This is a genomic window from Ruegeria atlantica (assembly GCF_013032455.1).
In the GTDB taxonomy this organism is placed as follows: domain Bacteria; phylum Pseudomonadota; class Alphaproteobacteria; order Rhodobacterales; family Rhodobacteraceae; genus Ruegeria; species Ruegeria atlantica_B.
Genome location: NZ_WQCF01000003.1, coordinates 1 through 15,647 on the forward strand (window position 1 = coordinate 1; position 15,647 = coordinate 15,647).

Annotated in this window: 19 protein-coding genes; 10 read left to right on the plus strand and 9 right to left on the minus strand. The window is 56.5% G+C overall.

Annotated elements, in window-relative coordinates:
• Window positions 1–132: 132 nt before the first annotated feature.
• Together GOW93_RS06840 and GOW93_RS06845 are read left to right on the plus strand one after the other, a co-directional pair.
• Window positions 133–972, plus strand: a complete 840-nt coding sequence (locus GOW93_RS06840; RefSeq protein ID WP_170382529.1) for an EamA family transporter — start codon at window positions 133–135, stop codon at window positions 970–972.
• Window positions 973–1,040: 68 nt separating this feature from the next.
• A complete protein-coding gene (locus GOW93_RS06845; protein ID WP_170382530.1) occupies window positions 1,041–1,811 on the plus strand; it encodes an alpha/beta hydrolase in 771 nt (256 codons plus the stop codon).
• Between the two features lie 17 nt (window positions 1,812–1,828).
• Here the strand turns inward: GOW93_RS06845 and GOW93_RS06850 are convergent, their stop codons facing one another.
• From GOW93_RS06850 to GOW93_RS06865, 4 genes are all read right to left on the minus strand, one after another.
• Window positions 1,829–2,110 (minus strand): hypothetical protein, encoded by a 282-nt coding sequence (locus GOW93_RS06850; RefSeq protein WP_170382532.1) that lies wholly within the window; start codon window positions 2,108–2,110, stop codon window positions 1,829–1,831.
• 286 nt (window positions 2,111–2,396) lie between these two features.
• Window positions 2,397–3,065 (minus strand): hypothetical protein, encoded by a 669-nt coding sequence (locus GOW93_RS06855; RefSeq protein ID WP_170382534.1) that lies wholly within the window; start codon window positions 3,063–3,065, stop codon window positions 2,397–2,399.
• Between the two features lie 157 nt (window positions 3,066–3,222).
• Window positions 3,223–5,181 carry a DNA topoisomerase IV subunit B gene (gene parE / locus GOW93_RS06860; RefSeq protein ID WP_170382536.1) on the minus strand — a complete coding sequence of 653 codons (1,959 nt, stop codon included), beginning with the start codon at window positions 5,179–5,181 and terminating at the stop codon, window positions 3,223–3,225.
• A gap of 148 nt (window positions 5,182–5,329) precedes the next feature.
• A complete protein-coding gene (locus GOW93_RS06865) occupies window positions 5,330–6,169 on the minus strand; it encodes a class I SAM-dependent methyltransferase (RefSeq protein ID WP_170382538.1) in 840 nt (279 codons plus the stop codon).
• A 117-nt stretch (window positions 6,170–6,286) separates the two neighbouring features.
• Here GOW93_RS06865 and GOW93_RS06870 point away from each other — a divergent pair, with 117 nt between their 5' ends.
• The 3 genes from GOW93_RS06870 to GOW93_RS06880 all read left to right on the plus strand — a co-directional run bounded on the left by GOW93_RS06870 (window position 6,287) and on the right by GOW93_RS06880 (window position 9,520).
• The gene (locus GOW93_RS06870; protein WP_170382540.1) at window positions 6,287–6,895 is read left to right on the plus strand and encodes a carboxymuconolactone decarboxylase family protein; all 609 of its coding nucleotides are present in this window, start codon (window positions 6,287–6,289) and stop codon (window positions 6,893–6,895) included.
• Between the two features lie 242 nt (window positions 6,896–7,137).
• Window positions 7,138–8,061, plus strand: a complete 924-nt coding sequence (gene ppk2 / locus GOW93_RS06875; RefSeq protein ID WP_170382542.1) for a polyphosphate kinase 2 — start codon at window positions 7,138–7,140, stop codon at window positions 8,059–8,061.
• Window positions 8,062–8,167: 106 nt separating this feature from the next.
• Window positions 8,168–9,520 (plus strand): MATE family efflux transporter, encoded by a 1,353-nt coding sequence (locus GOW93_RS06880; protein WP_254443486.1) that lies wholly within the window; start codon window positions 8,168–8,170, stop codon window positions 9,518–9,520.
• A gap of 6 nt (window positions 9,521–9,526) precedes the next feature.
• Here the strand turns inward: GOW93_RS06880 and GOW93_RS06885 are convergent, their stop codons facing one another.
• Both GOW93_RS06885 and GOW93_RS06890 read right to left on the minus strand, forming a co-directional pair.
• Window positions 9,527–9,928, minus strand: a complete 402-nt coding sequence (locus GOW93_RS06885; RefSeq protein ID WP_170382546.1) for a hypothetical protein — start codon at window positions 9,926–9,928, stop codon at window positions 9,527–9,529.
• Window positions 9,929–9,941: 13 nt separating this feature from the next.
• On the minus strand, window positions 9,942–11,144 hold the full coding sequence (locus tag GOW93_RS06890; protein WP_170383184.1) for a pyridoxal phosphate-dependent aminotransferase: 1,203 nt from the start codon (window positions 11,142–11,144) through the stop codon (window positions 9,942–9,944).
• A 90-nt stretch (window positions 11,145–11,234) separates the two neighbouring features.
• Here GOW93_RS06890 and GOW93_RS06895 point away from each other — a divergent pair, with 90 nt between their 5' ends.
• The 3 genes from GOW93_RS06895 to GOW93_RS06905 all read left to right on the plus strand — a co-directional run bounded on the left by GOW93_RS06895 (window position 11,235) and on the right by GOW93_RS06905 (window position 12,456).
• Window positions 11,235–11,627: a helix-turn-helix domain-containing protein gene (locus GOW93_RS06895; RefSeq protein WP_170382548.1), complete on the plus strand. Its 393-nt coding sequence runs from the start codon at window positions 11,235–11,237 to the stop codon at window positions 11,625–11,627.
• Window positions 11,624–11,881: a succinate dehydrogenase assembly factor 2 gene (locus tag GOW93_RS06900; protein ID WP_368039645.1), complete on the plus strand. Its 258-nt coding sequence runs from the start codon at window positions 11,624–11,626 to the stop codon at window positions 11,879–11,881. The genes GOW93_RS06895 and GOW93_RS06900 overlap by 4 nt, the downstream gene beginning before the upstream one ends.
• Window positions 11,882–11,958: 77 nt before the next feature.
• Entirely contained in the window at window positions 11,959–12,456 is a 498-nt protein-coding gene (locus GOW93_RS06905) for a MarR family winged helix-turn-helix transcriptional regulator (protein ID WP_438826183.1), read from the plus strand.
• On the opposite strand, the gene GOW93_RS06910 is transcribed toward GOW93_RS06905, so the two are convergent.
• Genes GOW93_RS06910 through GOW93_RS06920 form a run of 3 tightly spaced genes read right to left on the minus strand, consistent with a single transcriptional unit; the run spans window position 12,457 to window position 14,293 of the window.
• A complete protein-coding gene (locus GOW93_RS06910) occupies window positions 12,457–13,167 on the minus strand; it encodes a DUF1194 domain-containing protein (protein WP_170382550.1) in 711 nt (236 codons plus the stop codon). It lies immediately after the preceding gene.
• Window positions 13,167–13,868 carry a DUF1194 domain-containing protein gene (locus GOW93_RS06915; protein WP_170382552.1) on the minus strand — a complete coding sequence of 234 codons (702 nt, stop codon included), beginning with the start codon at window positions 13,866–13,868 and terminating at the stop codon, window positions 13,167–13,169. The genes GOW93_RS06910 and GOW93_RS06915 overlap by 1 nt, the downstream gene beginning before the upstream one ends.
• Window positions 13,865–14,293, minus strand: coding sequence for a VOC family protein (locus GOW93_RS06920; RefSeq protein ID WP_170382554.1), 429 nt, complete (start codon window positions 14,291–14,293; stop codon window positions 13,865–13,867). Before GOW93_RS06920 ends, GOW93_RS06915 begins: the two co-directional genes overlap by 4 nt.
• Before the next feature lie 176 nt (window positions 14,294–14,469).
• Between GOW93_RS06920 and thyX the strand changes: the two genes are divergently transcribed.
• A complete protein-coding gene (gene thyX / locus GOW93_RS06925; protein ID WP_170382556.1) occupies window positions 14,470–15,381 on the plus strand; it encodes an FAD-dependent thymidylate synthase in 912 nt (303 codons plus the stop codon).
• Between the two features lie 31 nt (window positions 15,382–15,412).
• Window positions 15,413–15,619, plus strand: a complete 207-nt coding sequence (locus GOW93_RS06930) for a hypothetical protein (RefSeq protein WP_170382558.1) — start codon at window positions 15,413–15,415, stop codon at window positions 15,617–15,619.
• The last annotated feature ends 28 nt before the right edge of the window (window positions 15,620–15,647 follow it).

Sequence of the window (15,647 nt, forward strand, 5' to 3'; positions counted from 1 at the left end):
AACCCAGTAGAACTCAACAAAGAAAACCTCAGCGAACTCTTTAAGAACGCGTTGTGAGAAGCAATCAGCTGTGTCAACAACAACACCGGTCCGTTTTACGGGCCGGTTCGTTAATGAGCAGGAGAGTCGAACGTGACTGTGTTTGTCATCGTCATCATTCTGACGGCGGCTTTGCTGCACGCGGTTTGGAATGCCATCGTCAAAACTGCTGCTGACCGGACAACAACCCTTGGTCTGGTGGCTCTGGGGCATGTCATACCTGCGTCAGTCATGGTGATGCTCCTGCCGCTTCCGAGCGCCGAGAGCTTTATCTACATCCTGCTCTCGACCGTGGTGCATTTTGGGTATTATTTCATGCTGGGTAAAGCCTATCAGCATGGTGATTTGAGCGTCGTTTATCCGATTGCCCGTGGCATCGTACCCGCGCTGGTGTCGCTTTGGGCGATGCTTTTGGTAGGCGAGGTTCTACCCCTGCAGGCCTGGGGTGGGATCGCATTGATCGCACTGGGAATACAACTAAGCAGCTGGAAAGCGCTACGCTCGGGCGTGGGCCGTGCGGCGTTGGGTTTTGCTGTCGGCACCGGTTTTTGCATTTCGGTCTATTCCGTGGTCGACGGGATTGGGGTGCGGTTGTCGGGTAATACGCTTAGCTATTGGGCGTGGGGCGCGTTTTTGCATCTGTTCATCGCCGGGTTCGTTGGCGTGCGGAAACGAGACACGCTGGCGCAGCTACCAGCAAAAGTGTGGATGATCGGCCTTTTGGGTGGTCTGGTGTCGATGACCGCTTATGGTCTCGTTCTTTATGCCAAGAATTTCGCTCCATTGGGCGCGGTATCAGCGCTGAGGGAAACCTCCGTCATATTCGCCGCGCTGATCGGATTTATTTTCCTGCACGAGGGCAATTGGATGCGCCGTCTGGGCGCGGCCGTTCTGATGGCGCTTGGCGTGGCACTGATCGGGTTGGCTGTATAGCCTCGGAACGTTGCCTTGCTGAATACGCCCTTTATATCTCATAGTGATATAAGTAGAGGGGCGTTTTTATGACCAAAGAGATTGTTTTGATCCACGGAGCCTTTGCCGGGCCGTGGTGCATGCAGGATTATGCGGGGTTCTTCCGCGATCGGGGCTGGACCGTACACACCCCGGCGCTGCGGTATCATGACAAAGATCCAAGGGCCGAACCCGATCCCCGACTGACTGATACCAGCGTGATGGACTATGCAAATGACATTGCCGAATTCGTGCAGGGGTTGGAGAGCAAGCCCGCCATCCTCGGTCACGCCATCGCGGGTGTTGTGGCGCAGCAGGTGGCGGCGCGTGGGTTGGCCAGCGCAATCGTCCTGATCAACCCGAACGCGGCGTGGGGGACGTTGCCCGAAACTGACGACGAACGCGCCATCCCGCGCGCGCTGATGGAGGGTGGGGCGTTTTGGAAACAGCCTATGCGGGTTGAGTTTGGCCTGATGGCCCCCTTCGCGCTCAACAAAATGCCGCGTGCGCAACAGCGCGAGGTTTTCAAGCAGTTGGGCGCCGAAAGCGGGCGGGTGATGTTCGAGATGTTTTTCTGGATGTTCGACGACCACCACGCGATGAAGGTGGATATCGGCAAGGTCGACTGCCCGGTGCTGATCGTCTCGGGTACCGAGGATCGAGCCGTGAACCCCGACACCTGTCGTGCGCTTGCAAAGCTATATGGAGACCGCGCGACATTCATGCCCGTGGAAAACCACGCGCATTTTCTGTTCATGGAACCCGGCTGGGAAAAACCCGCCGAACAGATCGCAGACTGGCTGGACCAGAAAGTGGGCTAGGGCGCCCACCCGCGGCTTTAGTTGTTGGTCGAGAATGTGCTCTGTGGTTTCCATTTTAGCGTGCCGTCACTTTCGCGATGGCAACGGAGCAAGCGTTCCTGGATCGTGCTGATCGTTTCAGTGACAGTGTTGTCGCCGGTCAGCAGAACAAAGGCGTCCTGCGAATAGGCCATGCCGTCGTAATAGCAGAACCGCGTCTCAGCGCCGTCCGGTATTGGTGAAGCAGTGCTGAGCGTCTGCTGTGCAGTCGCTTGTGTGGCCAGTAGGGCAAAAGCCAGCCCGAGTGTTAGTGTTTTCATGTCGTCCTCCCGTTCGGATATCCGTTTTTCAAATTGGGTCTTGGACGCTCGGAACCTCAAATGTCGTTCTTCAATGACGGTTTGAGAGTAAGTGTGAACGAGATCAACGGGTTAGGCAAGGGGTGTGTTTGTGTGCCGCTCGTTGGGACGTCCCGCGCTATCCGCCCAATGTTTGATGCAAAGCATCAATCACGCGCCCGACCCGACCCATGGACGGGTGCCTTACGCACGCACCCTCTGGCCGGGCGCGAGATATGTTGGGCAGTGCTGAGAATGTTCAGCCACTTCATTGTTTTCCAGTCCAATTCGCCTCTATCGAAACGATACGATTGTCCTCGGAAAGTCGCATATTGAATGCGTACCCACCGATTCTATAGCCGTTGGCGAAAATGTAGAACAGCAGGCTTTTGCGTGCCATGTACCGGTCTTTGAACACAGCCCCACTCCATTTGGCCGAAAGGGTTTGCATGGGTTGAGTTTCGTATCGCGGTTTGTAGCTTTCGGAACGTGAATTATTTGGTCCGTTTATTCTGAAGCCATGGTAGTCAAACCAGTCTTTTAGAGATTCTACGTCTCCTAAGCTGCGCGCGATGCGGAAAACGCAGACTTCAGCAGCGTGACCAAACCCCACTCGATCCCAATCTATCTTTAGTAGGTTCGGTTTTTCTTTAAGCTTCTCACTTTTCATAAGGCAATCGCGTACGTCAGAGTAATTACGTATGGAGCGCCTATAACTTAGCCACTTGTTGCTGTGTTTATCGACGACATGCCCGGAAAACATGTAGGGATCAGTGGCTTGAGTGGCTAAGTGATTAAATTCGATTACGCAGTTGTCATTAGGGCGGCAATGCTCCCAATTATTCTCTAGGTTATTCTCTGATAGTGCGGCCAACGCACTGCCAAGCCAAAAAACTAATGCCGCACAGACATTAAAAGAAAAAAAGAGCTTCGCCATCCACTTCACCGACACAGCTGAAAGGTTGATGAACTTGACCTTTTTAACCTATATGCGGCGCAAAATGATACCAGTCAGGTATACCCGACCGTCTAGGTGAGCAGGTAGAGATAGCAGAGTTACCTTTCGTCTTTTGTGGAAGAGTTGAACCTCGTCCTCAAACATCCAACTCCTCCACAAACCGCGCGTTCTCCTGAATGTACTGGAACCGCAGTTCGGGTTTTTTGCCCATCAGGCGTTCGACAAGGTCACCGGTCTCGCCGGGTTCGTCCTCGTCGATAGTGACCCGGATTAGTTTGCGCGAGGCCGGGTCCATCGTGGTCTCTTTCAGGTCCTTGGCGTCCATTTCGCCCAGACCCTTGAAGCGGGACACGTCGATCTTGCCCTTGCCGCCCAGACCTTTCTCAAGCCACTCATCTCGCTCGGCCTCGTCCAGGCAATAGACGCGCTTGGCGCCTTGGGTCAGACGATACAAAGGCGGGCAGGCGAGGTACAGGTGGCCCGCGTCGATCATCGGCCGCATCTGGGTAAAGAAGAACGTCATCAGCAAGGACGCGATATGCGCCCCGTCCACATCCGCGTCGGTCATGATGATGACCTTGTCATAGCGCAGGTCGTCGACGTTGAACTTGGTACCAAGGCCCACACCCAGAGCTTGAGTCAAATCGTTGATCTCGGCATTGGTGCCCAGTTTTGAACTGGCTGCGCCCAGCACGTTCAGGATCTTGCCGCGCAGGGGCAGCAGGGCCTGTGTCTTACGATCCCGGCCCATTTTGGCAGAGCCGCCCGCCGAGTCGCCCTCGACGATGAATAATTCCGTTCCGTCGCGTGTTGAACTACTACAGTCCACCAATTTGCCGGGAAGACGAAGTTTCTTAGTGGCGGACTTGCGTTGTGTTTCCTTCTCGGCCCGTCGGCGCAGGCGTTCTTCGGCCCTCAGGATGAGGAAGTCGAGGATCGCCCCGGCGGATTTCGTGTCGGCCGCCAGCCAGTTGTCGAAATGGTCGCGGACCGAGTTTTCGACCAGCCGCTGCGCCTCGACCGTGGCAAGACGGTCCTTGGTCTGGCCCACGAATTCTGGCTCACTGATGAAACACGACACCAAAGCGCAACCGCCGGTGATCAGGTCATCGCGGGTAATCTGACCCGCCTTCTTGTTGTTGATCAGTTCCCCATAGGCCTTGATCCCCTTGAGGACAGCGGCCCAGAATCCGGCAACATGGGTGCCGCCTTCGGGTGTGGGGACGGTGTTACAGTAGGACTGAATGAACCCGTCGCGCGAGGGCGTCCAGTTGATTGCCCATTCGACCTTGCCGGGGGTGCCGAACTTTTCCCGAAAATCCACGGTACCTGCAAAGGGCTGCTCGGCATAGGTGGAGGAGCCGTTCATCGTTTCCTTCAGGTAATCCGACAGGCCGCCGGGGAAGTGGAAGCTGGCCTCGGTCGGTGTTTCGCCGTCGTCGATGGCCGATTTCCAGCGGATTTCTACGCCCGAGAATAGGTAAGCCTTGGAGCGGATGGATTTAAAAAGACGCGCCGGCTTGAACTTATGATGGCCGAATATCTCGGCATCGGCGTGAAAGGTCACGGTGGTGCCGCGCCGATTGGGGGCCGCACCGACTTTTTCGACAGGACCCAGAGGGATACCGCGCGAGAACCGCTGTTCGAACAGCGTCTTGTCGCGGGCCACCTGAACGACCATGGAATCTGACAGAGCATTCACCACCGATGCGCCCACGCCATGCAGACCACCCGAAGTCTGATAGGCTTTGCCCGAGAACTTGCCGCCTGCGTGCAGGGTGCACAGAATGACCTCAAGCGCCGATTTGTCGGGGAACTTTGGGTGCGGGTCGATCGGAATACCGCGCCCGTTGTCGCGTACGGTCAGGGCATAGTCTGCGTGCAGTTCGACCTCGATCCGGTTCGCGTGACCTGCCACCGCCTCGTCCATCGAGTTGTCGAGGATTTCGGCGACCATATGGTGCAGTGCGCGCTCATCCGTGCCGCCGATATACATACCGGGGCGTTTTCTGACCGGCTCCAGACCTTCCAGCACCTCGATCGAGGAGGCGTCATAGGTCGCGGTCGCGCTGGGTGTCAACAGATCGTCGGGCATTGGTGCTGCTCTTGTTTTTGGGTTTGGTCCCATTATGGCAGGTGATGTGGTCCGGGGAAAGAGGGGCGCGAGGTCTTGTGGGAGATTGGCTGAAGTGGGGACCGAAAAGCTGAGCCATAAATGCGCTGACCTGCAGACCAGTCTGGAGTTATTGAGGTTTTTCAGCCGTCAAGCACACCCCCCCGATCCGCCGATTTTGCACGTCACTTACGAATTGAGCGTACATCTTCAGGAAATCATTCCCTTTGGAGGGGTTGCCGGCGCGTTCGGCCTCGGCATCAAGCGTTTGATACATACTGAGCCGCCGCGCCAGAATCTCGCCCCAAGATGCAGTGACATCTTCGGAGGAGATGACCTCGAACCCCGTTTGTTTCAATTGGGCCTCATATTCGGGAATGCTCAGCAGAGACTGGCAGGCAAAGCGCTGTCGATATTGCTCCATTTCGTCTTCGGGCAGTGGTGTGTGCATCACCCAGTCGGTAAAGGCAAAGCGTCCACCCGGGCGCAGAACGCGAAACACTTCGGCCAGGGCTTTGGATTTGTCGGGGATGTGCAGGAAGGATTCCTGGCTGACCGCGGCGTCGAATCTTTCCCCTTCAAACGGCAAGTCCATCGCGCTGCCCAATACCGGGTGAACCTGGTCCTGCAATCCGACCAGGGTATTCAGTTCATTCGCACCATCTACCCGGTTGGGGCTGATATCGACCCCAGTTACATCAACACCAAGTTCGGACGCGTACCAGCGTGCAGGCCCGCACAGCCCGGAACAGACATCCAGCACGCAGTCGCCGGATTTCATCTGTGCCTTTTCCGCCAGCCGGGCATTTGCGTTCAGCCCATCGTAGTGATCCTGATCATAGGGGTAGAGTTCCTGCGGCGTGATATCTGCTGCCGAACCACGAAGGTTTGTCAGTTTCGTCAAAATATGCGGCGCCGAGATTGGATGATTGGCATACCAATCCGCGACAGTTTTTTCCGCCATTTCCATAAGATACTCCCTCCCTTGCCTTTGGTCAGCTTAGCCTGACATGGTAGGCCAATCCAGTTTCGTCTCGCAAAGACCGAGGTCGGGTTTGGAAAGGCAAGGTAATAGCAAGGGGATCATATGAGCTGGATTAAGACCGTTCCATTTGACGAAGCCACCGGTAAGCTCAGGAAGCTGTACGAGCGGGTAACGGGACCGGACAACAACGTGGACAACATCATGATGGCGCATTCTCTGCGGCCGCATTCGATGGAAGGCCATATGGCGCTGTACAAGAACGTCCTTCATCATTCGGCCAATAAAATACCCAAGTGGTTTCTTGAGGTCTTGGGAGTTTGGGTCAGTTCCTTGAATCGGTGTAGCTATTGCGTTGAACATCACTTCAACGGCTTGCAGCGCCTGTTGGCGGACGAAAGTCGGGGCAATGCCATTCGTGCCGCGATCGAGATGGGAACTCCGGAAACAGCCCCTCTGGACTTGGCTCAGATTGCGGCGATGCGCTATGCCCGCAAACTGACCGAAGCGCCAGCGGACTTGGTTCAGGCAGATGTGCAAGACCTACGGGACGCCGGTTGGGATGACGGCGAAATCCTCGAGATTAATCAGGTCTGCTCATATTTCTCATACGCGAACCGGACGGTTCTTGGATTGGGGTGCTCGACCGATGGAGATGTTCTGGGCCTGTCGCCCAACAATTCGGATGATCCGGCGGATTGGGGACACAGCTAGGCGGTCGCTATCCAATCTGGGATGGCTTGCGCGACCTCCGGGATGCGGGTCATGCGATCCCATAGCGGAGCCATGTCATCCGGTCGCAAATGTCCTCCGGACGATGAATTCCGAGCCCATAGTCTGACTTCCTGCAAGCCGCATTCTCCTTGTTTCGAAGGCTGTCGATTTGACCCGGGTCAAAGCGCGAAACCGCATCTTCTGCTAGACGTTTTTGCGGATAGTGAAAAAGGAAAAATTGAATGGAAGCTGTGGCACGAATTGAACAAAATCAACCCTCTGTAAAAATAGCCCCAACACCCGAACTTGAACCGTCGCAACCCAGCCCCGAGCGAATTCGGCAGGCGTTCGAAAGCGGCAAATACCCCTATGCCCGCAAGATGGCGCGCCGCAAGTACGAGGCGCAGAAGGCGCAATTGCAGGCCGAACTGCTCAAGGTGCAGCTTTGGGCACAAGAGACAGGGCAGCGCTTTGTTTTGCTGTTTGAAGGCCGCGATGCTGCGGGCAAGGGCGGTACGATCAAGCGCTTCATGGAGCATCTGAATCCGCGTCAGGCACGGGTTGTGGCACTGAACAAACCGACCTGGGAAGAGAAGGGGCAGTGGTACTTTCAGCGCTATGTTCAGGAGTTGCCAACGGTTGGGGAAATGGTGTTCTACGACCGCTCGTGGTACAACCGTGCGGGTGTTGAGCGGGTGATGGGGTTCTGTTCCCCAAACGAATACCTGGAATTCATGCGACAGACGCCCGAGTTGGAGCGGATGCTGGTGCGCTCGGGTATCCAGCTTTACAAATACTGGTTCTCGGTCACGCAGCCAGAACAGCAGCGCCGGTTCAAGAGCCGGGAAACCGATCCGTTGAAACAGTGGAAACTGTCACCCATCGACAAGGCTAGCCTTGATAAGTGGGATGACTATACCGAGGCCAAAGAGGCGATGTTCTTCTACACTGACACCGCCGATGCGCCTTGGACCATCGTCAAATCGAACGACAAGAAGCGTGCCCGCCTGAACACCATGCGCCACTTCCTGTCGACGCTGGATTATCCGGACAAGGACCACGATATTGTTGGCCAGCCTGATCCGATGATCGTGGGACAGGCGCATCACGTCATTCATCAGTCCGAGCATATTCTGGGCAATTCGCTGCATCCTGACGCCCGATGAGTTAAGCAACCAATTGCCAGTAGTGTTGGTCTCACCTTGAAATTTAATTCATCGCCTCTTGTCCCGGCCTTTGGCCGGGCATAAGGCTGATGAAATGAACAAGGTAATGACATATCGTGCCCACTTCCGGGCGATCGCAGTGTTGGGCTTGCCGCTGGTCGGTGGGCATCTGGCGCAGTTTGCCATTGGTTTGACCGATACGATCATGCTGGGCTGGTACGGGGTCCAGGCGCTGGCGGCCGTGACGCTGGCCAGTAGCTTTTATTTCGTGTTGTTTCTGTTTGGCGGCGGTTTCGGGCTGGCGGTGATGCCGATGGTGGCGACTGCGGCCGCCGAAGAGGATGAGACCAGTATTCGCCGCTCGACCCGCATGGGGTTGTGGCTTTCCTTGCTGTATGCGGTGCTGGTTTTGCCCTTGCTGTGGTGGTCTCATCCGATTTTGATTGCTGCAGGGCAAGATCCGCAAGTGGCTGAAACCGCGTCGCAATATCTGCGTGTTGCGGGGTGGGGGCTGTTCCCGGCGCTTGTGGTCATGGTGTTGAAATCTTATCTGGCCGCGTTGGAGCGCACGCAGATCGTTTTGTGGATCACCGTGACGGCCGCGATCGTAAACGCGCTGACCAACTATGCGCTGATCTTCGGTAATTGGGGCGCGCCTGAACTGGGGGTGATGGGGGCGGCGATTGCCTCGGTGGTGACGCAGATGGTTTCACTGATTGCCGTGGTGGTCTACGCCGTGCGCGTTTTGCCCGAACACAACCTGTTCCAGCGGTTCTGGCGTCCGGATTGGGAGATGTTGTTCAGTGTACTGCGACTGGGTATTCCCATTGGATTTACCTTGCTTGCCGAAGTTTCGCTGTTTGCCATGTCAGCCTTCATGATGGGGTGGATTGGGCCGGTGCCGCTGGCGGCGCACGGAATTGCGCTGAACCTGGCTTCGGCAACGTTCATGGTACATCTGGGCCTGTCCAATGCGGCCACGATCCGAGCCGGGAACGCCTTGGGTCGCAAGGATCGGCCACATCTGGAAAAAGGTGCGAAAGCGGTGACCGTGATGTCTCTGCTGGTGTCTGTTCTGACGATCGCCCTGTTCTTGACCTGCGCCGAACCGCTGATTTCCATATTTGTGGAACCCGACGATCCGCAACGTCCTCAGATTCTGGCCATCGGCACCGGGCTGCTGGCCATGGCCGCCTTGTTCCAACTGGTCGACGGGGCGCAGGTGATTGCGCTGGGTCTGCTGCGCGGTTTGCAGGACGCCAAGGTACCTATGGTGATGGCCGGGCTCAGCTATTGGGTGGTCGGGATCCCGGCGTCCTATTACTTTGGCTTTGTACAGGGATTGAACGGGATCGGCATTTGGCTGGGCCTTCTTCTGGGCCTGGCCTGTGCGGCTGTTCTGTTGATGGCACGGTTCTGGACTCGCTCAGTCCAAACCGTCGGGGCGCCTGCGGAATAGCCGCAACTATCTATTCTTCAGGCGGTCCGCCTTTTTGCGCACCAGAACGGTGCGCAAATCGTGCATAGCCAGCAATAACCGGTCAGTGATGTCCTCAAGCTGGTCTTCCGTCGCCTTGGATTGCGCCCATTGCGTGGTCAGATTCATGTAATCGACTGCGCGGTGGATGTCGTCGATATCGCGCTGAGCCAGCAGGGCTTTGCGCTCTTCCATCCAGCGCGCGATTTCGGCTTGGTCGGCCTCGGACAGGGTGCGCTGCCCTTGCGGCTTCACTTCACCATTGCGGATGTTGATGACCGCGATCTGATCCATTTCGATCCGCCGCTGGCGGTTTTCGGTGTCGATCCGAAAAACCGCGGCGCCATTCTCGCGGACGCGGAAGTAGTATTCGGGCAGTTCTGCGGCCATCTTTACCTCCGGTTCAGGTCAGGGATGCGCAAAAGCGCTGGATGCGGGTGCAGGCCTCGGTCAGCGCCTCATCCGAAGTTGCGTAACTGACCCGGAAATTTGGGGACAGACCAAAGGCCGCGCCAAAGACCACTGCCACATCTGCTTCTTCCAGCAAGGCGGTGGCGAATGCTTCGTCCGAGTCGATTTTGGTGCCAGCGGGGGTGGTTTTGCCAATCAGTCCGGCGATCGAAGGATAGACGTAGAATGCGCCTTCGGGCGTAGGGCAAGTGATACCGTCGATCTCACTCAGCATTCGCACCACCAGATCGCGGCGGCGTTTAAATGTCACGTTGTTTGGGGCCAGAAAAGATTGCGTTCCATTCAGGGCTTCAACCGCCGCCCATTGGCTGACCGAACATGGGTTCGAGGTCGACTGTGATTGGATCTTGCGCATTGCTGCGATTACCTCGACCGGACCAGCGGCATAGCCAATGCGCCAGCCGGTCATGGCATAGGCTTTGGACACCCCATTGCAGGTCAGTGTCCGGTCATAAAGCCCCGGCTCGACCTCCGCTGGGGTGCAGAATTCGAACCCGTCATAAGCCAGATGCTCATACATATCGTCGGACATGATCCACACATGCGGATGACGCATCAGCACATCCGTCAGCGCCTGCAACTCATCGCGGCTATAGCCCGCGCCGGTCGGGTTCGACGGTGAGTTGAAGATGAACCATTTCGTCTGGGGTGTGATCGCAGCCTCAAGCTGCTCTGCCGTCAGTTTGAAATTGTTTTCGAGAGTTGTCTCAACAACGACTGGCGTGCCGCCAGCCAACAGAACCATATCCGGATAGCTGACCCAGTAGGGCGCGGGGATGACCACCTCATCGCCGTCATTCAGAGTCGCCATCAACGCATTATACAGCGTCTGCTTACCTCCGGTCCCGACCGAGATCTGAGCGGGCGTATACTCCAGCCCGTGATCGCGTTTCATTTTGGCGCAGACGGCCTGCTTCAATTCGGGAATGCCATCGGGGGCTGTGTATTTGGTTTTGCCAGCGGCAATTGCTGCAACGGCTGCGTCCTTGATATTCTGCGGTGTGTCAAAGTCAGGTTCACCTGCGCTCAGGCCGATCACGTCACGACCAGCGGCTTTCAGGTCGGCCGCTTTGGCTGTCATTGCGATGGTTGGGGATGGTTTTACGCGTGACAGTGTCGCAGACAGGAAAGTCATGGGGGCCTCGGTTTGTATGTTCAACCTGTCTGTCATAGGGTGCGCCCGAATGACGATCAAGCTGTATGAGAGATTGAATTGGAGACCCCGATGAGCGACGAAAACGACTGGTTTGGGCCAGAAGCAGCGACATTCGGGGACCGGCTGGCAGGCGCGCGCGAGGCGGCGGGTATGACGCAGTCCCAATTAGCGCGGCGGCTTGGGGTTAAAAAGGCGACAATTGCGGCGTGGGAGAATGACCTGTCCGAACCGCGCGCCAACCGATTGTCGATGATGGCGGGGATGATCAACGTTTCGATCAAGTGGCTGCTGACCGGCGAGGGTGAAGGTATGGATGCCCCGGTCGAAGAGGGTGAAGCCAATCTGGAGCTGGCTGATGCAGTGGCCGAACTGCGCGCGATCCGCGGCGAGATGCGGGCGAGCGCGGAACGGGCCGCAAGACTTGAGAAAAAACTGCGCTTGATGTTGGAGCAGGGACAGTGACCGAAACACGGGAAGTCAGAATTAAGCGCATGCAGATGCGCTCGATGCGCCGCGGGATCAAAGAGATGGATTTGATCCTGTCCGCATATGCCGAACGCAATCTTGCTGGGATGGATGCAGCCGGTCTGGATCTGTATGACGCTATGCTGCACGAAAACGATCAGGACCTGTACCAATGGGTCACCGGGCAGGTGCAACCACCTGAAGGTTTCGCCGACCTCATCGCAGACATTGCGCAGACCTTTCAAAAATAAAGAAAATCAAGCTTAACCGATTCTTCGGGATTTCGATTCATGCTGCCTGAAACAGCGCGACTGAATCGGAGGGTCGGATGAGTATGGAAATGCAGGTCTCCGCGCCGGAAACCAAGGGGTTTATGACCAGCTACCTTGAGGCTCTTGCCTTGGTTGAGCGGCTGCACCGTCTTTTGCTGGACGTGATCAAGGATGAGTTTGAACGGGTTGGCGTGCTGGAAATCAACGCCGTTCAGGCCTTGTTGCTGTTCAATATCGGCGATCACGAAGTCACGGCGGGTGAGCTGAAAAGCCGGGGTTACTATCAGGGCAGCAATGTCAGCTACAACCTCAAGAAGCTGGTTGAAATGGGGTATATGCACCATCAGAGGTGCGAGATTGACCGCCGCTCAGTTCGGGTGCGGCTAACGCCACGCGGGCGTGAAATTAGGGATACGGTTGCTGAACTGTTTTCCCGCCATGCCAAAGGGCTTCAGACTCGCGGCGTACTGGGGCTCGAAGGGATTGACGATATCACAACCTCTTTACGCCGGGTTGAGCGCTATTGGACGGATCAAATTCGGTATATCTATTGATCACTGGATGGCCTGGGACAGGTTCAACCCCTGCAGTTCCCGTATCAGTTTTCGGGTCATTGCGTCTTCGTAAGCTTCAAAGCCCAAGGCGACCTCGACAAAAGCATCCGGGCCTAGAATAACCCAAGCCTTGTAGTAAGCGGAAAGCTCTCCGGCCTGAACGTATCGTTTATCACCATGGCTGGGATCATCCGCGCCGATGACAAGCCCATTAATAGTGAGCCCCGAAGATTGAAGTGTGTATTTGACCTCTCGCGGGTGGGCGCCCAGATTGTGCTTGCCGTCCCCTGAAAGGTCCAGAGTGCGTTTCCAGCAGTTTGATTGTTGAGACAGCAACTTGGCCCCGAACAGCATGGCAGGCCCCACGGCAGTTCCTTGAGGTGCCGCGCTGCGCTTAGTGCTGTTCAGCAGCGATGCAATTTGTTTAAGGTCATTGGCCGATCGTAACGAAGTCCAGTTCAGCAACAGACGTTGATGGCCGGGCTCACTCCATTCAAAAATCGCCAACCGCACCGGGTTAGACGTGTCGGACAGGATCAGCTGAACCACTTCGGGCCGTTGCAATGCCGCTGCCAAACCATCCAATTGTAGACGATATTCGCTGCTGTCCACTGATCCCGAGACATCCAGCCCAAGTGCCAGAGCTTGGCGGCACTCTGCCGTGACCGACCCGGCAACTATGGATAGGATGGTTGCCAGAAGCCGCATCATCACTGGTCCGGCTCCTGAAGCGCGCCGATTTGCAAACCCGTCAACTCGCGCTCCAATTTGCGTCGCATTGCGCGCTCGAAGTCCTGAAACCCCTGAGCGACTTCAAGAAAAGCGCCGGGGCCACGTAGAACATTGTTCTCGAAAAAAGGAATTAAATATAATTCGCCTTCGAAGTCGGCTGCATTGATGACCAACCCGTTGACAACGGTGTTTTCGAACGGAAAGTGCCGGTAAGCCGAAGCGGGACCGTAACCGTCATTGTTCGAGCCATCTCCGGACAGGTCTATGGTTTGAAACAAACAAGGTGGCGCTTGCTGCATCAATGTCGCGCCAAAGGCCAAAGCGTGCCCCATGGCCGTAGCCGAACCACTGTCGGACCGCACAGATTGCTGCACGGTCGAGGCCGCTCCCAGCAGATCAGCCTGAGTGTGAACCATGGTCCAGCTCACAATGACACGTTGGGTGTTGCGACCGCTCCATTCATACACCGCGAGGGCAACGGGCATGGGAGAGGAGAAGAAAGCCTCGACCACTTCGGGCGCGACCAATGCTGCGGCCAGACCCTGCCGCTGTAATGTGTCTTCAGTTGCGTCCACTGAGGTCGAGATATCCATAGCCAAAGCAAGGGCCAGGCGGCAGGTTTCGGCCCGAAGCGGGCTGGCCAGTGAGGCCAACCCAAGTGCTGTCAGCCAACGGATCACCAGTGGCCGGTGCTTTCCATACTGACCCAGGGCTCGGCTGGTTCCAGCGCCTCGCCATTCTGCAGCAGTTCGACCGAGATATTGTCGGGGGACCGCACAAAGGCCATACGCCCATCGCGTGGAGGGCGGTTTATCAACACCCCATTATCTTGAAGGTGCTGGCAGATCTCATAAATGTTGTCGACGCCATAGGCGAGATGCCCGAAATGACGGCTGTCGCTGGGCAACGCGTCGTCGCCGTCCCAGTTATAGGTCAGCTCGATCGGGCGGTCCTCTTGCCCCGGAGGCGCCATGAAGATCAGCGAAAAGCGCCCTTGCTCACTGTCATAACGGCGGGTTTCCTTTAGGCCCAGCAGTTCATAAAACGCCATCGACTTCTCCAGATCCTTCACGCGGACCATGGTGTGAAGATATCTCAGCCCCATTGTGGCTTCCTTTCTGTTCAGGTGATGCGCAGCAGCTTAGCGCGCCGACCATTCGTGTCGAGGGGGCAGAAGGGACACATTTTCAAAAATGCGAAATTGAGCGCACATATGGCGGTTCCGGTCAGAGAGTTGCGGATATATAGTGGTGGGCGACTCATTTCAGGAAAGGAACTTTCATGCCGCTGTCCTCTGACCAACTGGCCGAGATCGAAGCGCAACGGGCGCAATCGCATCCAACACGCCGCGTTGTGGCTGCGGGTATGGAAGAGCACCTTTATACTGCCCATCAGGTGCTGGATCACGGCTTTGTGCGCGTGATCGACTATATGGGCGACGATGCAGCGATCTGTCAGGCGGCGCGGGTGTCTTACGGTAAAGGCACCAAATCGGTTCAGAATGACGAAGGCTTGATCCGGTATCTGATGCGCCATTGGCATTCGACCCCGTTTGAAATGTGCGAGATCAAGCTGCATGTCAAACTGCCCGTGTTCGTGGCTCGTCAATGGATTCGCCACCGTACGGCGAACGTGAACGAGTATTCGGCGCGCTATTCGATTCTTGATCGCGAGTTCTATATCCCTGCACCCGATCACGTCGCTGCTCAATCCGAGGTGAACAACCAGGGCCGGGGCGATGCCCTGCAAGGAGAAGAAGCCGCGCGGGTTCTGGATATTCTCAAAGCGGACAGCGCCCGCTGCTATGACAATTATGAAGCGATGATCAGCCAGGATGGCCAGCAGGGTCTGGCGCGCGAGCTGGCTCGTATGAACCTGCCCGCAAATGTCTATACCCAGTGGTACTGGAAGGTCGATTTGCACAACCTGTTCCATTTCCTGCGTCTGCGCGCTGATCCGCACGCTCAGTATGAAATTCGCGTTTATGCCGATACCATGTGCAAGATCGTGGCTGACTGGGTGCCCTTCGCTTACAAAGCTTTCGAGGATTACCGTCTGGGCGCGGTGAATCTGTCGGCGCAAATGGTCGACAGCCTGCGCAGAATGCTGGCGGGTGAGACGGTCACGCAGGAAAACTCAGGCATGACCGCGCGGGAATGGCGCGAGTTCGAAGCTGTCATTCGCGAAGATTAAGCGCGCATATCACTTGTCTATACGAATTGTCATGAAGCCGTTCATTGGCTTCATGACAGTTGCTGCAGCCATCAGAACCGCTTGTCTGTGCCTCGTACTGGCAACGGCAGCTCAGGCCAAGTCGCTGATTGCCGAGGTGATATGCGAGCCTAAATCTCGTATAAATGACAAGCTTGAACGGCAATTCGGCGCAGAGCGTATAGCGACCGGTGTCCGTGGGCCCGAGCAGTTGATGTAGGTCTGGACCAGCAAATCCGGCGATAGGA

Excerpts from the sequence above, each read along its gene's own strand:
- GOW93_RS06845 (WP_170382530.1), top strand. The coding sequence starts at position 1,041 with ATGACCAAAGAGATTGTTTTGATCCACGGAGCCTTTGCCGGGCCGTGG.
- GOW93_RS06850 (WP_170382532.1), bottom strand. The coding sequence starts at position 2,110 with ATGAAAACACTAACACTCGGGCTGGCTTTTGCCCTACTGGCCACACAA.
- GOW93_RS06855 (WP_170382534.1), bottom strand. The coding sequence starts at position 3,065 with ATGGCGAAGCTCTTTTTTTCTTTTAATGTCTGTGCGGCATTAGTTTTT.
- parE (WP_170382536.1), bottom strand. The coding sequence starts at position 5,181 with ATGCCCGACGATCTGTTGACACCCAGCGCGACCGCGACCTATGACGCC.
- GOW93_RS06865 (WP_170382538.1), bottom strand. The coding sequence starts at position 6,169 with ATGGAAATGGCGGAAAAAACTGTCGCGGATTGGTATGCCAATCATCCA.
- GOW93_RS06870 (WP_170382540.1), top strand. The coding sequence starts at position 6,287 with ATGAGCTGGATTAAGACCGTTCCATTTGACGAAGCCACCGGTAAGCTC.
- ppk2 (WP_170382542.1), top strand. The coding sequence starts at position 7,138 with ATGGAAGCTGTGGCACGAATTGAACAAAATCAACCCTCTGTAAAAATA.
- GOW93_RS06880 (WP_254443486.1), top strand. The coding sequence starts at position 8,168 with ATGACATATCGTGCCCACTTCCGGGCGATCGCAGTGTTGGGCTTGCCG.
- GOW93_RS06885 (WP_170382546.1), bottom strand. The coding sequence starts at position 9,928 with ATGGCCGCAGAACTGCCCGAATACTACTTCCGCGTCCGCGAGAATGGC.
- GOW93_RS06890 (WP_170383184.1), bottom strand. The coding sequence starts at position 11,144 with ATGACTTTCCTGTCTGCGACACTGTCACGCGTAAAACCATCCCCAACC.
- GOW93_RS06895 (WP_170382548.1), top strand. The coding sequence starts at position 11,235 with ATGAGCGACGAAAACGACTGGTTTGGGCCAGAAGCAGCGACATTCGGG.
- GOW93_RS06905 (WP_438826183.1), top strand. The coding sequence starts at position 11,959 with ATGAGTATGGAAATGCAGGTCTCCGCGCCGGAAACCAAGGGGTTTATG.
- GOW93_RS06910 (WP_170382550.1), bottom strand. The coding sequence starts at position 13,167 with ATGATGCGGCTTCTGGCAACCATCCTATCCATAGTTGCCGGGTCGGTC.
- GOW93_RS06920 (WP_170382554.1), bottom strand. The coding sequence starts at position 14,293 with ATGGGGCTGAGATATCTTCACACCATGGTCCGCGTGAAGGATCTGGAG.
- thyX (WP_170382556.1), top strand. The coding sequence starts at position 14,470 with ATGCCGCTGTCCTCTGACCAACTGGCCGAGATCGAAGCGCAACGGGCG.
- GOW93_RS06930 (WP_170382558.1), top strand. The coding sequence starts at position 15,413 with ATGAAGCCGTTCATTGGCTTCATGACAGTTGCTGCAGCCATCAGAACC.